13 protein-coding genes are annotated in these 17,104 nt (G+C 71.0%); 2 read left to right on the top strand and 11 right to left on the bottom strand.

What is annotated here, in order from left to right:
• Positions 1–85 precede the first annotated feature (85 nt).
• From G3I41_RS31755 to G3I41_RS31745, 3 genes are all read right to left on the bottom strand, one after another.
• The gene (locus G3I41_RS31755) at positions 86–1,387 is read right to left on the bottom strand and encodes an extracellular solute-binding protein (protein WP_164403990.1); all 1,302 of its coding nucleotides are present in this window, start codon (positions 1,385–1,387) and stop codon (positions 86–88) included.
• 61 nt (positions 1,388–1,448) lie between these two features.
• Positions 1,449–2,369 (bottom strand): carbohydrate ABC transporter permease, encoded by a 921-nt coding sequence (locus G3I41_RS31750; RefSeq protein WP_164403989.1) that lies wholly within the window; start codon positions 2,367–2,369, stop codon positions 1,449–1,451.
• Positions 2,369–3,295 carry a sugar ABC transporter permease gene (locus tag G3I41_RS31745; RefSeq protein ID WP_164403988.1) on the bottom strand — a complete coding sequence of 309 codons (927 nt, stop codon included), beginning with the start codon at positions 3,293–3,295 and terminating at the stop codon, positions 2,369–2,371. Before G3I41_RS31745 ends, G3I41_RS31750 begins: the two co-directional genes overlap by 1 nt.
• A 344-nt stretch (positions 3,296–3,639) precedes the next feature.
• Here G3I41_RS31745 and G3I41_RS31740 point away from each other — a divergent pair, with 344 nt between their 5' ends.
• Positions 3,640–5,928, top strand: a complete 2,289-nt coding sequence (locus tag G3I41_RS31740) for an FAD-dependent oxidoreductase (RefSeq protein ID WP_164403987.1) — start codon at positions 3,640–3,642, stop codon at positions 5,926–5,928.
• A 66-nt stretch (positions 5,929–5,994) separates the two neighbouring features.
• Here G3I41_RS31740 and G3I41_RS31735 read toward each other — a convergent pair whose 3' ends face one another.
• The 3 genes from G3I41_RS31735 to G3I41_RS31725 all read right to left on the bottom strand — a co-directional run bounded on the left by G3I41_RS31735 (position 5,995) and on the right by G3I41_RS31725 (position 9,288).
• The gene (locus G3I41_RS31735; RefSeq protein WP_164403986.1) at positions 5,995–6,783 is read right to left on the bottom strand and encodes an IclR family transcriptional regulator; all 789 of its coding nucleotides are present in this window, start codon (positions 6,781–6,783) and stop codon (positions 5,995–5,997) included.
• A gap of 200 nt (positions 6,784–6,983) precedes the next feature.
• Positions 6,984–8,006: an acetylxylan esterase gene (locus tag G3I41_RS31730; RefSeq protein ID WP_164403985.1), complete on the bottom strand. Its 1,023-nt coding sequence runs from the start codon at positions 8,004–8,006 to the stop codon at positions 6,984–6,986.
• Between the two features lie 595 nt (positions 8,007–8,601).
• Positions 8,602–9,288 (bottom strand): type 1 glutamine amidotransferase domain-containing protein, encoded by a 687-nt coding sequence (locus G3I41_RS31725; RefSeq protein WP_164403984.1) that lies wholly within the window; start codon positions 9,286–9,288, stop codon positions 8,602–8,604.
• A gap of 482 nt (positions 9,289–9,770) precedes the next feature.
• Between G3I41_RS31725 and G3I41_RS31720 the strand changes: the two genes are divergently transcribed.
• Positions 9,771–10,499, top strand: coding sequence for a peptidylprolyl isomerase (locus G3I41_RS31720; RefSeq protein WP_164403983.1), 729 nt, complete (start codon positions 9,771–9,773; stop codon positions 10,497–10,499).
• 276 nt (positions 10,500–10,775) lie between these two features.
• Here the strand turns inward: G3I41_RS31720 and G3I41_RS31715 are convergent, their stop codons facing one another.
• Genes G3I41_RS31715 through iolC form a run of 5 tightly spaced genes read right to left on the bottom strand, consistent with a single transcriptional unit; the run spans position 10,776 to position 17,104 of the window.
• Entirely contained in the window at positions 10,776–12,272 is a 1,497-nt protein-coding gene (locus tag G3I41_RS31715; protein WP_164403982.1) for a CoA-acylating methylmalonate-semialdehyde dehydrogenase, read from the bottom strand.
• A 23-nt stretch (positions 12,273–12,295) separates the two neighbouring features.
• Complete coding sequence (iolD, locus tag G3I41_RS31710; RefSeq protein WP_164403981.1) at positions 12,296–14,287, bottom strand: 3D-(3,5/4)-trihydroxycyclohexane-1,2-dione acylhydrolase (decyclizing); 1,992 nt, start codon at positions 14,285–14,287, stop codon at positions 12,296–12,298.
• The gene (gene iolB, locus G3I41_RS31705; protein ID WP_164403980.1) at positions 14,284–15,255 is read right to left on the bottom strand and encodes a 5-deoxy-glucuronate isomerase; all 972 of its coding nucleotides are present in this window, start codon (positions 15,253–15,255) and stop codon (positions 14,284–14,286) included. The genes iolD and iolB overlap by 4 nt, the downstream gene beginning before the upstream one ends.
• Positions 15,252–16,130, bottom strand: a complete 879-nt coding sequence (locus G3I41_RS31700) for a deoxyribose-phosphate aldolase (protein ID WP_164403979.1) — start codon at positions 16,128–16,130, stop codon at positions 15,252–15,254. The genes iolB and G3I41_RS31700 overlap by 4 nt, the downstream gene beginning before the upstream one ends.
• Entirely contained in the window at positions 16,130–17,104 is a 975-nt protein-coding gene (iolC, locus tag G3I41_RS31695; RefSeq protein ID WP_164403978.1) for a 5-dehydro-2-deoxygluconokinase, read from the bottom strand. Before iolC ends, G3I41_RS31700 begins: the two co-directional genes overlap by 1 nt.

Genomic DNA, 17,104 nt, shown 5'->3' with positions numbered 1-17,104 from the left:
GCCCGGCGAGGCGTGCGGCGCCGGCCCGGCCACGGGCCGGGCGAAGCGTGCCGCGCTCGCCGGGCCGGGGCCACGGCGCTCGGACTCAGCGCTTGATGAGCGCGGCGGCCTCCTCGCCGGCCCGCTTCATCGCGTCCTTCGGCTTGGACGTGCCGACGAGGACGCCCTGTACCTGCTTCGCGACGGCCTCCTCGATCTGGGAATTCTGCGCGAACTGCCAGAACGGGCTGCCGGTCGCGGTCTTCGTGATCTTCTCGGTCCACTCCGTGGTGAAGGTGTCCTTGGCGACCTCGGGAGCGGCCAGACCCGCGGTGGTGGACGGCGGCAGTGCGCGCGCGGCGAAGTACTCGGATGTGGTGGCCCGGTCGGTGGTGGTGTGCAGCGCGAACTCCGTCGCCGCGTCCTGCCCCTTGCCCTGCACGATCGCGATCACACCGCCCCACAGCAGCGCCTGCGGCGTGTCCCCGGCCTCGAGCACCGGACGCTCCATCGGCTGCATGGCGCCGGCCAGCGACGTGTCCTTCGACTGGGCGGAGGTCACACCCTTCCCGATGATCGCGTCGTCGTAGAACGCGGCCTTGCCCTGCCCGAAGAGGGCGCGGGCGTCGAAGCGGTCCACGTCCGCGGCGATCAGCTTCTCGTCATGCAGCTTCTTGTACCAGGTGACCGCGTCGACCGAGGCGTCGTCGCCTATCGTGACCTTCCCGCCGTCGAGCAGCTTGCAGCCGAAGGTCTGCATCCACGGGAAGATGTCCTTGAGCTGCGCCACCTTGGTGGCGGCGGCGTACGGCACCACTCCCCCGCCGAGCCCCTTCAGCTCGCGCAGCGCGGCCTCGAACTCCTCGATGGTGGTGGGGTGCTTCTTGATCCCGGCCTTCTCCAGGAGCTGTGAGTTGGCGATCACACCGATCGATCCGGTGTTCCACGGCAGCCCGTACTGCTTGCCGTCGTACACGCCGCTCTTCAGCGCCACGTCCGTGTAGCCGGCCTTGCCGGCCACCGATCCGAGGTCGACCAGTTTGCCCATCTGCGCCATCGCGGCGAGCCAGGCGATGTCGAGGTGCACCGCGCCCGTCGTCTCCCCGCCGCCCAGCTTGAGGGTGAGCTGGCTCAGGTATTCGTTGTACGGGTACGAGACCGCGCGGATCTTCGACTTCTCGGCCTTCTCCCATGCCGCGATGATCTTCTCGATCGACGGCTTGGCGGCCTCCTCGTTGAGCGACCAGGAGGTGAAGTCGAAGTTCTTGGACTTCGGGTCGCCGCCGTTGGACGAGGAGCCGGCGCCGGACGGCGCGCAGGCGCCGAGCACACCGGCGCCCGCTGCACCGAGCGCGCCGATGCCGAACATGCGCAGCGCGCCGCGGCGGCTGATGCCAGAGGTGGTCATGATCTCTCCATGGGAGTGTGCGGGAGGGAGGTACGTCGGGGCGCGGGCCGAACTTGCTGGTTCAGCTCTTGACCGAGCCGGCGGTCATGCCGCCGACGAGGTAGCGCTGCAGGAACATGAAGGCGACGATCACGGGGACCGACACCACGAGCGAGGCGGCCATCAGCTGCGGCCAGGCGGTCTGGAACTCGCCGATGTAGGTGGAGACGAGCCCGGGGGGCAGGGTCTGCTTCTCCTTGTCGGCCAGAGTCAGCGCGAAGATGAAGTCGTTCCAGCCGCGTACGAAGGCGAAGAGGCCGGCGGCGATCATCCCCGGCGCGGCCAGCGGCGCCACGATGGAGTGCAGCGTCCGCCACCGGGACGCGCCGTCGATGGACGCCGCTTCCAGCAGGGCGTCCGGGATGGTGTCGAAGATGCCCTTCAGCATCCAGACGCACAGCGGCATGGTGAACGTGGTGAAGGAGAGCACCAGGGCGGTGTACGTGTTGAGCATGCCGAAGCTGGAGAAGACGGTGTACAGCGTCACCAGCAGAAGCGCCTGGGGGAACATCTGGGAGGCCAGCACCAGGTGCATCAGCGACCGGCGCCCCCGGTAGCGGAACTTGGAGAACGAGTAGCCCATGTACGTGGCGACGATCACGCTCAGCACGGCGGTGATCGAGGCCACGACGAGCGAGTTGACCATGTACTTGATCAGCTGGTCGTTGTCGGCCAGGGCCGTGAAGTTGCTGAGGGTGAGATCGGTGGGTATCAGCTTCGGCGGGAACTGGAAGGTCGACTCGGGGGTGCTCAGCGCGGTGGCGAGCAGCCAGTAGACCGGCAGCAGACCGAAGGCGCCGATGACGACGACCGCGCTCCAGGCGGCGATCCGCGAGCGCAGCAGGTCCTTGCGCATACGGCGCCGGGTGCTGTGCCCGGTCCGCGTGGCGGACTGCTGCGGCCGGTCGACGGCGGACAGCGGGGTGGAGGTGGTGGAGGTCATCAGGCGTCGCCCTTCCGCTCGGTGATCCTGAGGTAGACGACGACGAGGAGCAGCAGGAGCAGCATCCACAGCCCGCCCAGCGCGGTGGCCCGGCCGATGTCGAAGCCCTTGAAGGCGGTCTGGTAGACGGCGGTCGCGAACGTCTCGGTGGTTCCGGCGGGGCCGCCGCCGGTGAGGACGTAGATGGTGTCGAAGTGCTGGAAGTTCCAGATGAACTCCAGCAGGAGCACGATCGAGGCGACACCGCGGAGCTGCGGCCAGGTGACGGCGAAGAAGCGCCGGATCGAACCCGCCCCGTCCATCGAGGCCGCCTCGTGCAGCTCCTTGGGGACGGTCTGCAGTCCGGCCAGGAGCATCACCATCATCCAGGGGAAGCTGGCCCAGGTCTTGGTGACGATCACGGCGAGCATCGCGGTGCCGGGCCGGCCGAGCCAGGCCACGGACTCGTCGATGATCCCGGCCTCCATGAGGACGCCGTTGAGTACCCCGTAGTTCGCGTTGAAGATCCACATCCAGAGGAAGGAGACCACCACGCCCGGAATCACCCAGGGGAACAGGAACAGGCCGCGCAGGAAGCCGCTTCCCTTGAGGCCGGTGTTCAACGCGAGCGCGAGCGCGAGGCCGATCGCGAAGGGGACGAGCGTCGCCCCGACGGTGAAGACCAGCGTCTGCTCAAGGATGGTGAGGAAGTCGCCGTCCAGCCAGTAGGTGAAGTTCTCCAGGCCGACGAACTCCCGGCCCGGAAGCCGCAGATCCTGCTTGAAGAAGCCGGTGAACAGCGCCGACAGCAGCGGGTAGAAGATGATCGCCGCGAACAGGGCGAGGCCGGGGGCCGTCAGCAGCAGGGCGAACGCACCGTTGGAGAGCCGTCCCCCGGTCCGCCGGCGGGGCGGGGGCGCCTTCTGGGGAGGTGCGGCCGTACTCATGGGTCTGTCCTCTCAGGTGGTGGTGGGAGCGCCGAGGCCCTGCATGGACGTCGCCCCTGCCGCAATGAATACACGTTGCAACATGCGGGATCGTTCTCCATATCGCGCGATGGCGTCAACCCTTTTCGTTGGTGAATCGCCGATTCTGTGCAGGTCCGGCGAACGCGCCCCACCTGCCCCGAACGTGCACTTTGGCTTCCAACGGCCAGGTCAGTGGCCACCACCGGAACTTACAGCGAATCCCATTGGTTGAACAGTGGTTGCACAATATGGATGTGATGTACGTTCGAGACCGCTCCGCTACGGCGGGGTGTACCCGAGCTTCACACCAAGGAGGCCGCACCGTGCGGGAAGAAGAGGTCCATTACGACATCGCCGTGATCGGCGGCGGATTGGCGGGGACCTGCGCTGCCATCGCTGCGGCCCGGCTCGGCCGACGCGTCGCCCTGGTCAACAACCGGCCGGTCCTGGGCGGCAACGCCAGCAGCGAGATCCGCGTCTGGGTCTGCGGCGCCACCGCACACGGCGTGCACCGCTGGGCCCGCGAGACCGGGATCATGGGCGAGCTGTACACCGAGAACCAGTACCGCAACCCCGAGGGCAATCCCTACTACTGGGACCAGGTCGTCCTCGACGCGGTCCGCGCCGAGGAGAACATCGACCTCTACCTCAACACCGACGTACGCGAGGTCGACGCGAGCGGCCCCGCCGACAGCCGCGAGGTGCACTCCTGCACCGGCTGGATGATGGGCTCGGAGCGCCGCATCACCTTCCACGCGAGCCAGTTCCTCGACTGCACCGGAGACGGCCTGGTCGGCCACCTCGCCGGCGCCCACTACCGCATCGGCCGTGAGGCGCGGTCCGAGTTCGACGAGCCGTGGGCGCCGTCCGAGGCGGACCAGGCGCTGCTCGGCTCGACGATCCTCTTCCACACCAGGGACACGGGCCGGCCGGTGAAGTTCGTGCCGCCCGCCTACGCCAAGGACCTGACGACCACCCCCATCCTGCGCAACCGCATCCTGCGCACCGGCGACAACGGCTGCGACTACTGGTGGATCGAGTGGGGCGGGGAACTCGACACCGTCCACGACAACGAGCGCATCCGCGACGAGCTCCAGGCCGTGATCATGGGGGTCTGGGACCACATCAAGAACTCCGGGCAGTTCCCGGACGCGGCGAACCTCACCCTGGAGTGGGTCGGCAGTCTTCCCGGCAAGCGCGAGTACCGCCGCTTCCTCGGCGACCACGTCCTCACCCAGCAGGACATCCTCCAGCAGCGCCAGTTCGAGGACCGGATCGCCTTCGGCGGCTGGTCCGTCGACCTCCACCCCGTACAGGGCATGTACGCCGAGGAGCCCGGCGCGCGCCAGCGGTACGCGGACGGCATCTTCCACGTCCCCCTGCGCTCCCTCTACTCGGCGAACGTCACGAACCTGCACTTCGCCGGGCGCAACATCTCCGCCACGCACATCGCTTTCGGGGCGACCCGCGTCATGGCCACCTGCGCGACCCTCGGCGAGGCCGCGGGTACCGCCGCGGCCCTGTGCGTCGCCGAGAACCTCACTCCACGGGAACTCGCGACCGAACGGCCGGAGCTGGTGCACCGCACCCTGCTCCGCCAGGACGCCTCCGTGATCGGCCTCGCCGACGAGGACCCCGGCAACCTGGCCCGGGCGGCCCGCGTCACCGCCTCCTCCTGCCTGACCCGTCTGGCCGCGGAACCCACGCAGGACGCGCCCGGCGCCCCGTACCCCCTCACCCGCGACCTCGCGCTCCTGCTGCCGGTCGACCCGGCACTCGACACGGTCGACCTCCTCGTCCACGGCGCCCCGGACGACGGACCCCGCGAGCTCACCGTGGAACTGTGGAGCACGGGCCGGCCGGAGAACGGGGTCCCCGCCGACCGGCTTCTGACGACCACCGTCACCGTCCCGCCCGGCGGCCCGCACTGGGTCACGGCGCCCCTCGACCACCGCCCCGGGACACCCGGAAACGCGATCCTGATCGTGCGCGCCTGCCCCGACACGGCCCTGGTCCTCCTCCCCGAGCGCACCGACGGTGTCCTCGCCCTGCGCAGGAAGGCCGAGGGGGACGCGGGCGTCGACCACGACATCCCGGAGGAGGACGGCCAGCTGGTCCTGGAATGGCAGGCCCGCGGCCTGCGCCGGCAGACCTTCGCCTTCCGGGCGGCCCCCGACACCAGGGCGTTCCGGCCCGGACGAGCCGTGGGCGGATTCCAGCGCCCCTACGGCGGCCCGAACATGTGGTCGTCCGCGCGCGAGGACGACGCCCGGTGGCTCCGTCTCGACTGGCACGACGAGCAGGAGCTCACCGAGATCCGCCTGGTGTTCGACGACGACGTCGACGAGTACCTCAACAATCTGCACCGCCACCGCACCCCGTTCGAGGTCATGCCGGAGCTCGTACGCGACTATCGCGTCCAGACGCGCGACGCCGCAGGCGACTGGCACACGCTCCTGACGGTGACGGACAACCGGCGTCGGCACCGCGTACACGCGCTGGAGGCCCCTGACGGCGGTCCCGTGCGCACCGGCGCACTGCGGCTCGTGGTCGACGCGACGCACGGGGCGCGGCAGGCCCACGTGTTCGCCTTCAAGGCGTACGGCGCATAGCCGCACGGCGAAAGGGGGCCGGGGGAAGGCTGGTCGGCCTTCCCCCGGCCCCCTTTCGCGTGTACGTCAGAGCGCGCCGAGGGCCTGACTGATGGCGTCGGCGGCCTCGATGACCTCGCGTACGAGGGCGGAGCGCTGCCCCTCGGTGTCGGAGCCGCCCCCGAGCACCGAGGTCGGGCCCCAGAGCGAGATGGCGGCGACGATCTCCCCCGAGGCGTCGCGGACCGGCGCGGCAAGGGACGCGCGTCCCAGGGCGCGCTCCTCGGCCTCGACGGCGTAACCGGTGCGCCGGACGGTCTCGATCTCGGCGTCGAGAAGGTCGTGACTGGTGGTCGTGTACTCGGTGTGCGCGTCGAGCGGGTCCCCCAGCAGCTTGCGGCGCTCCTTGGGGGCGAGACCGCTGAGGAGGCACTTGCCGATGCTCGTGGCGTGCAGCGGGGCGGTGTGTCCGGCCTGCGTATAGGACTTGGGGGCGCGCGTGCCCTCGAAATTGCACAGGAACATCAGCTCGCCACCGCGGCGTACGGCCACGTTGGCCCCCAGCCCGGTGCGGGTGGCGAGGCCCTGGAGCACCATGCGCGCGGCCCGGTGCACGGGGTGGCGGTTGGTGGCGGTCGCGGCCAGCGGGAGAAGGCCCAGGCTGAGGCGGTAGAGGTTGCTGACCGGATCGCGTTCGACCATGTCGAGGCGTTCCAGGGTGGACAGCAGGCGGGAGGTGGTCGAGGAGCCCAGTCCGGTGAGCTCGGCGATGTCGGAGACACGGAGTTCGGGCCGGCCGGAGTCGAGTGCGCGCAGCACGGAGACCGCTCGTTCGACGCTCTGGTTCGTCCCTGCATCAGTCGCCCGGGTAGCCATGACCCTCCTTGTTCTGCAAATGCCTTGCACATTCTGCATCAGCATATCGCGCGCGACCGGCACCTGTACCTGAAATCAGCGACCGTGGCGGTCCCGCGACGCGAGCGGGGCGGACACCGCCGGCATCGCGGAATCACCAGGCCACAGAGTGGGGACCCGTGAGCGCCCGGCCTGGCGGAGCCGGCCGCACGGCAGGCGGGTCAAGCGGTGGGGCCGGGCACCACCGGGTCCGCCCCTGACAGGAACTGTCGCTGGGCCTCTTCCAGGGCCGCCGTCTCGGCCGGCTCGCCCGGATGGTCGAAGTGCCCCGCCCGCAGAACCAGGAGTTCGCGCGGCCCGGCCAGTGCGTTGTGCACCGCGAACTGCCCGGGCGGGGGCACATGGGGATCGAACAGGGCTGCGCTCACGTGGACGGGGATCTCGAGGTGCCGGGCCGCCGTCGCGGCGTCGAAGTACGCGAGGACATCCAGCACCGCGGGATCCTCGGCGAACCGCGTACGGACCGACTCACCGCTGCCCGTGCACGGAAGTGTCACCCGGAGCGGATGGTTGCCGAAGGTAGGTACCGTCAGGCCGGCGGCCCGGAAACGGTCGTCCCAGGGGAGCGCCAGCGCTCCGATGCCGCCGCCGAAACTCGTGCCCAGGTACGTCATCCGTCCGGCGGCCTCCGGCACCAGCAGCCGCAGTGCGGTGGCCGCGCACCAGACGTCCGCCACGCATCCGCCGATGAGGTACGACTCCCGGGCGCCGATGCCATGCAGTACGTGCCCCGCCGAATGCGAGGGAACGCCGGGCAGCAGGCTCCGCGTTCCGAGCCCGCGCAGGCAGGGCCAGAGGGTCGCGGTCCCGGGCGGGGACTGCCAGGAGTCCGGGGCCGTCCGGCCTCCGTATCCGTGGGCCGCAACGCAGCCCTGGGTGACCCGGCCGTCGGCGGGAACGGTCAGCCACCCGCCGATACGGACGCCATCGGTGGACGTGTACGAGACGTCGGCGACCCGAAAGCCGTCCACCGTGGCCCAGGGCCCCTCGATCCGGGGCGTCGTGTCGACGCGCAGCGCACGCGCGTAACGCTCCCGCCAGAAGTCGGCGAAGTCGTCCGGTCCCGGCGGCGCCTTCACCGCGAGGAGACGCGGCAGGTCGTAGCCGTGAGTGGGATCGAAGGGGAAATCGTGGGGCAGCGGGCCGAGTTCGTCGGTATCCGTCGCGAGCGGATGGGTGGACACGTTTCTCTCCTCATTCGGTACGAGGTGACCAGCAGGTTGCCAGGACAAGTTGTCGGCGCGACCTGCCCTGCTGTGCCGACGCCGAGCAGCTGCTACGGGTGGGGCCCGCGGGCACGACGGTCACGTTCCGCTGGGCGAGGTGGTCACGGGCGGCTGTTTCGATGAAGACGGCGGTGGTCGGTCCGGGGCGGCGGTGCGGAGGAGACCGGGACGACAACGGCCCGTCGTTCGCTCTCCCGGCCCGGGCCGGACGGGCACGTACGTGGGCCCGCCGTGCGCGTCGCGGATCCGTCGCCGGTCGCCGGCCCGTGGATTCCGCGGTGCCCGCCGAAGCCCCCCTCGCGATCATCGTCGCCCGCGCGACCATACGGTGATCGGCCCGCGCATCGCAACAGGCTGCGGCTCGGTGCTCATGGCGAGACGTACACGGGCCGCACCCCGCGTGGGTCCAGGAGCACGGCGCGGATGTCGGCCGGGGAGCGGCCGGAGCCGTCCAGGTGCTCCGGCCCTTCGGGGACCGGGGAGCGTGCGCATCCGGAGGTGCTGGCCGGCAAACCGCGACCACCGGTCGGGCATGCCCGCGGCGGTCGGTTGCTCAGGTGCGGGACGAGACGAACTCCACGAGGGCGTCGGCTGCGGGACCGGAGGAGGCGGGGTTCTGGCCGGTGATGAGGAGACCGTCCTGGACGACGTAGGGCTCCCAGTCCGCCTGCTTGGTGTAGTGGCCGCCGAGCTTCCTGAGCTCGTCCTCGACGAGGAAGGGAACGACTTCGGTGAGCTGGACGCCTTCCTCCTCGGTGTTGGTGAAGCCGGTGACCTTCCTGCCGCGTACGAGGGGCGTGCCGTCTTCGTTGCGGGTGTGGCGCAGTACGCCGGGGGCGTGGCAGACCAGGGCGAGGGGCCTGCCGGCGCGCAGGGTGGTCTCGATCAGGCGGGCGGAGTCGGCGTCCTCGGCGAGGTCCCACAGGGGGCCGTGGCCGCCGGGGTAGAAGAGGGTGTCGTATGCGTCGGCGTTGACGGAGCTGAGGGGGACGGTGTTCGCCAGTGCCGTCATGGCTTCGGTGTCCGCTTCGAAACGGCGGGTCTGGTCGGTCCGGGCGTCGGGCTCGTTGCTCTTGGGGTCCAGCGGCGGTTGGCCGCCCTTGGGGGAAGCGAGGGTGATCTCCCACCCCGCCTCCTTGAAGCGGTAGTAGGGGGCGGCGAGTTCCTCCAGCCAGAACCCGGTGGCACGGCCGGTGTCGCCGAGCCGGTCGTGCGAGGTGAGGACGACGAGGACCTTCATGACGATGTTCTCCTCAAGGGAACGGGAGTCTGAGCGGACGAGCCGTGTCCGCGTCCCTGAACGACGCGGTCACGGCACGGCGCCGGGCAGCAGCGCATGCCACGCTGTACCCGTCATCGCCGCGCTCGACACCTTGCGCTACGCGACTGGTCTACGCGACTGGCAGCCCGGGCCGGCAGGGCCACGGCAGCGGGCTGAGGAGGCCGAGACCCGTCGCCACCGCGCGGGCGAACCCCTGCCCTACGGGAACCAGGTGCGCGACATGTGCGGGCGGGCTCACTCCGCTGAGCCGCACGGCCGTCCTGCTTCGCCTGCCCCGTGGCAACATCCGTGACGAGGCCGGTCATCAGGTGCTGCTGTTCCCCGCTCTCCGCTGATCGCGAAGGAGGCGAATATGGCTTGCGGACGGGTACTCGCCCGACGGGCCGCGCCTTAGACTTCGACCGCTCCGAAACCCGACGATCTTCTGGAGGGTCTGCAGGATGAACCGATCCCTCATGACCGCGTTGGCCGCATTGACGCTGGTCGTGTCCGGGGGCGGCGTCACCGCCTCCGCTTCCGACGCCCCGCCGCGAACCACGCACGGTCCTTGCCAGTACTCCCAGACCCCGGACGAGCCGGCGGCGCGGCCGGTTCCCCTGCCGCCCGACCCGCGGCACACCCCCAGTCACGGCACGATCGACATGGCTGTCCCGACCAGCCAGGGGCCGCTTCCCCTCCGTCTGGACCGGGCGAAGGCGCCATGCACGGTCCAGAGCTTCGTGCACCTGGCGCGGCACCGGTTCTACGACCGTACGGTGTGTCATCGGCTGACGGCGTATCCGACGCTCAAGGTCCTGCAGTGCGGCGACCCGACCGGCACCGGCGAGGGCGGACCGGGGTACGCCTACAAGGACGAGCTGCCAGTGGACCTGCCGCCGGCCCCGAGCGATCCGACCGGAGCCCGTCGCGTCTACGGGCGCGGCTTGCTGGCGATGGCCAATGCCGGGCCCGACACGAACGGTTCGCAGTTCTTCGTCGTCTACGGTGACTCCGTGCTGCGGCCGGACTACACGGTGTTCGGCACGGTCGGCGCCGCCGGCCTGAAGACGCTCGACAAGGTCGCTGCCGGCGGAATCGAGCCAACCGCGGAGGACCCGGCGTCCGTCGACGGCACGCCCGTTCTGAGGACCGAACTACGCAGCGTCCGGCCTTCCTACCGGCCCTGGTGAACCGTGCTCCGTGTCACCGTGGGGGTCCGGCGACGGGCCTGACCTCCACGGTGGCGCTCAAAGCCGCCGCGATGGCCCCGGTCGCACTCGTCTGCGCAGGCGACGCCTTGCGGGCCAGGCCCGTCGCCCGCGGACTGGCCGAGACCACAGGGCGGCCGTGGCCGGCTGGGCGCCGAAGGCCAGGCACTGGCTCCCGCGGCGCCCCGGCAAGGTCGACCGGGCGGCGAGAGAGCTGCCACTGAGCGAGGCCGGGGCCGGCGTTCGGGCCGGAGCCGTTCACCCGTTCTGCGGGAAGCCGAGGTCGATGCCGCCGTGGCTGGGGTCGGCCCACCGGGAGGTGACGACCTTCCCCCGGGTGAAGAAGTGGACCCCCTCGGTACCGTGCGCGTGGGTGTCTCCGAACAGGCTGTTCTTCCAGCCGCCGAAGGAGAAGTAGGAGACGGGCACGGGTATCGGCACGTTGATGCCGACCATGCCGACCTCGACTTCGTTCTGGAAGCGCCGGGCAGCTCCGCCGTCATTGGTGTGGATCGCTGCCCCGTTGCCGTACGGATTGGCGTTGATGAGGGCCAGGCCGTCGTCGTACGAGGGCACACGCACCACGGAGAGGACGGGGCCGAAGATCTCGTCGGTGTAGACCGGCATGTCGGTGCCGACGCGGTCGAAGAGCGTGGGAGCGAGGAAGAAGCCGTCTCCGTCCGCGTCGACCGCGCCTTCGCGGCCGTCGACGAGCAGGGTGGCACCGGCCTTGACGCCGGCGTCGACGTATGAGGAGACCTTGTCCCGGTGTTCCCGGGTGACCAGGGGGCCCATGTCGCAGTCGCGGGTTCCGTCGCCGGTACGCAGGCGGCGCATCCGTTCGACTATCCGGGGCACGAGCGCGTCGGCGACCGGCTCGACGGCGACGAGCACGGAGATCGCCATGCACCGTTCGCCGGCCGAGCCGAAGCCCGCGTTGACGGCGGCGTCCGCGGCGAGGTCGAGATCGGCGTCGGGCAGCACCAGCATGTGGTTCTTCGCGCCGCCCAGGGCCTGGACCCGCTTGCCACGGGCGGTCGCCTGTTCGTACACGTACCTCGCGATGGGTGTCGAGCCGACGAAGGACACCGCCTTGACGTCGTCGTGGTGGAGGAGCGCGTCGACGGTCTCCTTGTCACCGTTGACGACCTGGAGCAGGCCGTCGGGCAGGCCGGCTTCCTTCCACAGGGCGGCCAGGGCCAGGGCGGCGCTGGGGTCCTTCTCGCTGGGCTTGAGCACCACCGCGTTGCCGCAGGCCAGCGCGATGGGCACGAACCACATGGGCACCATGGCGGGGAAGTTGAAGGGGGAGATCACCGCGACGACGCCGAGACTCTGCCGGACGGAGTGGACGTCCACCCGGGTCGACGCGTTCTCGGAGTAGTCCCCCTTGAGCAGCTGCGGAATCCCGCAGGCGAACTCGGCCACCTCAAGCCCCCGGGTGACCTCTCCGAGCGCGTCCGACAGGACCTTGCCGTGCTCGGCGGTGATCAGGGCGGCGATCTCCCGCTTGTGCGCGTTGAGCAGTTCCCGGAAGGCGAAGAGCACCCGCACCCGCTTGGCGAGGGACTGTGCGCGCCAGTCCCGCCAGGCCGTCCCGGCGGAGGCGACGGCGGCGTCGACGAGCTCGGCCGAGGCCAGGTCCACGGTCGCGGTCAGCTCCCCGGTGGCGGGGTTGTGGACCGGGCTGGTGCGTCCGGCCGGCCCGGTCCAGGGACGGCCGTCGATGAAGTGGGTGATGCGCTGCGCGCTCAAGGCGGGCTCCTTCTGCGATGTGGTCAGGACTGGTTGCCGGGGCGCACGGCGGACGCGCTGTTCCGCTCCCGGTCGGCCGCGGGGGCGAGCAAGGGCCGCTGGGCCTTCTTGTGGCCCGTGTAGACCGCGTGGGCTTCCCGCGTCGTGCCGAGCCGGGAGACCGCGGCGACGGGGACGTCCCACCAGCTGTCGCTGTCGGGCGCGGGGACGTGCGGGTCGGTCTCGACGTGGATGACGAAGGGACCGCCGTCCGCCGGCCACGCCTTGGCCTGTGCGATGGCTGCCGCCAATTCGGCGCGGGAACGGGCCTCGACGACGTGGGCACCGAGGCTGCGGGCGTTGCCGGCGAGGTCGGTGGGCAGGTTCGGGCCGTCCAGGCGTCCGCCGGCGGAGCGGTAGCGGTATCGGGTGCCGAAGCGCTGGGAGCCGAGCGATTCCGACAGTGAGCCGATCGAGTGGAAGCCGTTGTTCTGGACGAGGACGACGATGACCTTGAGGCGCTCCTGGACGGCCGTGGCCAGTTCGGTCGGCATCATGAGGTAGCCGCCGTCGCCGACCATGGCGAATACGTCCCGGGTGTCGTCGGCGAGCCGGACTCCGAGCGCGGCGGGGATCTCGTAGCCCATGCAGGAGTAGCCGTACTCGACGTGGTACGCCTTGCGGTCGCGGACGCGCCACAGCTTGTGCAGGTCACCGGGGATGGAACCGGCCGCGCACAGGATGACGTCGCGCGGGTCGGTCAGTTCGTTGACACAGCCGAGCACGGTGCCCTGGGTGAGGACGCCGTCGGCGAGCCGCCCGGTCACCTCGGGCGGCGGGTTGTACGCGGCCTCGGCCCGCTCGTTCCAGCTGTGCCACAACTCGCCCTGCCGCTTCTCGTAGGCGGAGTCGACACGGTGTCCGCCCAGTACGTCGGTGAGGGCGGTCAGCGCCTCACGGGCGTCGGCCACGACCGGGAGACCGGCGTGCTTGCCGGCGTCGAAACCGGTGACGTTGATGCTGATGAAGCGGACGTCGTCGTGCTGGAACGCGGTGCGCGAGGCGGTGGTGAAGTCGGTCCAGCGTGTACCCACGCCGATGACGAGGTCCGCGTCCCGGGCGAGGGCGTTCGCCGCGGTCGTGCCCGTGGAGCCGATGCCGCCCATCTGCTGCGGATGGCCATGGGGAAGCGATCCTTTGCCCGCCTGGGTTTCACCGACCGGGATGCCGGTCGTCCCGGCCAGCGCGGCGAGCGCCTCCTCCGCCGCGGAGTGGTGCACGCCGCCGCCCGCCACGATGAGCGGCCGGCGGGCCCGTCGTACGAGGTCGGCGGCAGCCGCGAGGCGGGCGGCTTCGGCCGGTGGGCGGGCCACGTGCCAGGTGCGGTCGTGGAACAGTTCGGCGGGCCAGTCGTACGCCTCGGCCTGGACGTCCTGTGGCAGGGCGATCGTCACCGCGCCGGTCTCCGCGGGGTCGGTGAGCACCCGCATGGCTCCCATGAGCGCCGAGGGCAGTTGCTCGGGGCGGTTGACCCGGTCGAAGAACCGTGACAGGGGCCTGAAGGCGTCGTTGACGGAGATGTCCGCAGCGCAGGGGTGTTCCAGTTCCTGGAGCACGGGGGCGCTGGGGCGGGTGGCGAACGTGTCGGAGGGCAGCAGCAGGACGGGCAGGCGGTTGATGGTGGCCAGTGCCGCTCCGGTGAGCATGTTCGTGGATCCCGGGCCGATCGACGCGGTGCAGGCCCAGGTCTGCAGGCGGTCCCTCTGCCGGGCGTAGGCGACCGCGGTGTGCACCATGGCCTGCTCGTTGCGGGCCAGGATGTAGGGAAGACCGGGGCGCCCGTCCGCTGCGTGTTCGTGTTCGTGTTCGAGCAGTGCTTGGCCGATGCCCGCGACGTTGCCGTGGCCGAAGATGCCGAGGACGCCCGCGAACAGTGGTCTGCGCTGTTCGTCGCGCTCGGACCACTGGGCGGCGAGGAACCTGACGGTCGCCTGCGACACGGTGAGCCGCACGGTTGCGGACGGTGCGGTGTTCATGCGGCGCCTCCTGGTGTGCGGGGTTCGGGCCGGGTGGCTCCGGCGGCCCGGTGGGGCGCCGGCCGAGCGTCGAAGGGCAGGTCCGGCCATGTCTCGCGGACCCAGGCGTGGGCCGGGTCGTCGCTGATGAGCCAGGCTCGCCCGGGGCCGGGACCGGCCATGACGTTGAGGTAGTACAGGTGGGCGTCGGGCGCGGCCATCGCGGGCCCGTGCCATCCGTGGGGCACCAGGACGACGTCGCCGGTGCGGACTTCGGCGAGTACGTCGATGGGCCGGTGGGTGTCGGAGGTGTAGACGCGCTGATAGCCGACGGGGTCGGTGCAGCGGCTGTCCGTGGGTGCCGTCTCGAAGTAGTAGATCTCCTCCAGTTCGCTCTCCTCCCCCGGCAGCGCGGTGTCGTGTTTGTGCGGCGGCCACGAACTCCAGTTGCCTGCCGGTGTGACGACCTCGCACGCGATGAGGGCGTCCGCGCCGAGCACCTCGGGGGTGCCGAAGTTGCGTACCTGCCGGGAGGCGTTGCCGGCCCCGCGCTGTTCGACCGGTACCTCGGCCGCGCCCAGGTGCCGGAAGGCGTGGCCGCCGGGCGAGCCCCGCCGGGTGTCGCCCGCCACGCGTGCCCCCGCGAGAGCGAGCCGGACCGGTCCGGCCGAGGCCCGGAGGGTGATCCGCGACTGCGCGGGCACGTACGCGGTGTCGGTGGGACCGGCGAACACATCGGGTCTGCCGGTGAGTTCCGCTACGTGGGTGCGTGCGTCGGTGGTCACCGCGGTGACCTGGGCGCCGCCCGACAGCGGCACGACGAGGTGTTCCCAGGCCGTGGCGTCCACCACTCGGCTCTCGCCGGGGGCCAGGGTCGTCACACGGAGGCTGGTGTGCCGCCAGTCCCGGCCGTCGGCGGTGACGGCGGTCTGCCATCCCCCGTCGGCGGACGTGCCCAGGGGGCGCACCCATCGGCTGTTGTCGCTCATGCGCCGCTCCCGTGCACGATCCCGGCCGCGATGTCGACGGCGGCTGCGACGTCGCCGTCGGGCGGGTAGAGCAGGGTGCGTCCGACGACCAGTCCTCGCGTCGCGGGCAGTGACATCGCCTTCGCCCAGGACGCGTAGGTGTCGTGCGGATCGCCTTGCGGGTCCCCGCCGAGCAGCAGGGTGGGCAGGGTGGTCGCGTCCAGGACGCGTTCGAGTTCGTCGACGACCGGCAGTTTGAGCCAGGTGTAGGCGCTGGACGCGCCGAGGCCGCTTGCGATGTGGATCGACTTCATGACGCTGTCGGGGTCGAGGAGGTTGCGCGCACGGCCCTCCTCGCGGACGGTGAGGAAGGGTTCGATCATGGCCATGAGGCTGTGGTCGGCCAGGCTGGTGACGGCGGCGGCGGTCGCTTCGAGCGTGGCCGCGGTGCCGGGGTCGTCGAGACAGATCCGGGTGAGTGTCTTGCCGCCTTCGAGCCCGTGCCCGGCGATCGCCTGGGCGGTATAGGCGGTGAACCGGTCGTCGAATTCGAAGGACGCGCCCTGGAGTCCGCCGCGGTTCATCGAGCCGATGGCGACCCGGTTCTCCAGGGCGCCCATCAGCAGCAGGTCGTCGAGGAGGTCCGGGGTGCCCAGCACGCCGTCCACGCCGGGGCGGGACAGCGCGGTCGCCAGGCGGTCGAGCAGGGTGCTGCGGCTCGCCATGGCCGCCTCGTCCCCACCCGCGCCCAGAGCTCCGCGGGCGGGATGGTCGGCCGCGACGATGAGCAGGCGGCCGTCTTCGCCGGTCAGCGGCCGACGGGAGCGCTTCTGCCAGGACCGTGCGATACGGCCGGGCTCGCGGGCCCGGATCTCGGTGAGTCGTGCGGCGTCCATCAGGCGATCCCTTCGGCATGGGCCGATGACCGGGACGCGAGAACCGCCTGTACCTCGGCCGTGGTCGGCATGGCGGTGGAACAGGCCAGGCGGGAGGCGACGATGGCGCCTGCGGCATTGGCGAACTCGATGACGCGGCGCAGGTCCCAGCCGCTGAGCAGACCGTGGACGAGGCCGCCTCCGAACGCGTCACCCGCGCCGAGCCCGTTGACGACCTCGACGGGGAACGGCGCGACGCGCACCTGTTCGTCCGCGGTGGCGGCCAGGACACCGGCCGGCCCCATTTTGACGACGGCGAGCTCCAGGCCGCGCTCCAGCAGGGCGTCCGCCGCCCGCCGCGGGTCCGTCTCCCCGACGGCGACTTCGCATTCCTCCCGGTTGCCGACGGCGACGGTGACGTGCTCGAGGGCGCGGTCGACCTGGTGGCGGGCCTCCTCGGTTCCGGTCCAGAACATGGGGCGGTAGTCCAGGTCCAGGACCGTGCGAGTACGCCGTCCGCGGCACCGCCAGGCTGCGAAGTGGGCTGTACGGCTGGGCTCCGCCGACAGGCCGGTGACGGTGGCCCAGAACACCGCCGCTTCGCGGATGTCCTCCAAGGGCAGTGTGCCGGGATCGATCATGAGGTCGGGCGCCGCACCGTACCGGTAGAAGTAGAGCGGGAAGTCGTCGGGCGGGAAGACCTCGCAGAAGGTGACCGGGGTGGGTGGTCCGTCCGACGCGGCGAGGGGTGTGATGAAGGTGGTGTCCACGCCGAGGCGGGCGGCCTCCTGCTGGACGTAGCGGCCGAATGGGTCACGGCCCACCCGGGTGATCAGGGCGGCGTCACGGCCGTGGCGGGCCGCGGCGACGGCGACGTTCATGGCGCTTCCGCCGAGGAACTTCTCGAACGTACTCACCTGTTCGAGGCCGACGCCGTGGTCGAGCGGGTAGATGTCGACGCCGGCCCGTCCGATGGCGAGGAACTCGTGCGCCAT

Source organism: Streptomyces sp. SID9727 (genome assembly GCF_010550605.1).
Taxonomy (GTDB): Bacteria; Actinomycetota; Actinomycetes; order Streptomycetales; family Streptomycetaceae; genus Streptomyces.
The sequence above is the reverse complement of the archived record's forward strand: the minus strand, read 5'-3'. Positions and strand labels throughout refer to the sequence as shown.

Excerpts from the sequence above, each read along its gene's own strand:
- iolD (WP_164403981.1), bottom strand. The coding sequence starts at position 14,287 with ATGAACACCGCACCGTCCGCAACCGTGCGGCTCACCGTGTCGCAGGCG.
- G3I41_RS31725 (WP_164403984.1), bottom strand. The coding sequence starts at position 9,288 with ATGAAGGTCCTCGTCGTCCTCACCTCGCACGACCGGCTCGGCGACACC.
- iolB (WP_164403980.1), bottom strand. The coding sequence starts at position 15,255 with ATGAGCGACAACAGCCGATGGGTGCGCCCCCTGGGCACGTCCGCCGAC.
- G3I41_RS31755 (WP_164403990.1), bottom strand. The coding sequence starts at position 1,387 with ATGACCACCTCTGGCATCAGCCGCCGCGGCGCGCTGCGCATGTTCGGC.
- G3I41_RS31745 (WP_164403988.1), bottom strand. The coding sequence starts at position 3,295 with ATGAGTACGGCCGCACCTCCCCAGAAGGCGCCCCCGCCCCGCCGGCGG.
- G3I41_RS31735 (WP_164403986.1), bottom strand. The coding sequence starts at position 6,783 with ATGGCTACCCGGGCGACTGATGCAGGGACGAACCAGAGCGTCGAACGA.
- iolC (WP_164403978.1), bottom strand. The coding sequence starts at position 17,104 with ATGGCGCACGAGTTCCTCGCCATCGGACGGGCCGGCGTCGACATCTAC.
- G3I41_RS31700 (WP_164403979.1), bottom strand. The coding sequence starts at position 16,130 with ATGGACGCCGCACGACTCACCGAGATCCGGGCCCGCGAGCCCGGCCGT.
- G3I41_RS31720 (WP_164403983.1), top strand. The coding sequence starts at position 9,771 with ATGAACCGATCCCTCATGACCGCGTTGGCCGCATTGACGCTGGTCGTG.
- G3I41_RS31750 (WP_164403989.1), bottom strand. The coding sequence starts at position 2,369 with ATGACCTCCACCACCTCCACCCCGCTGTCCGCCGTCGACCGGCCGCAG.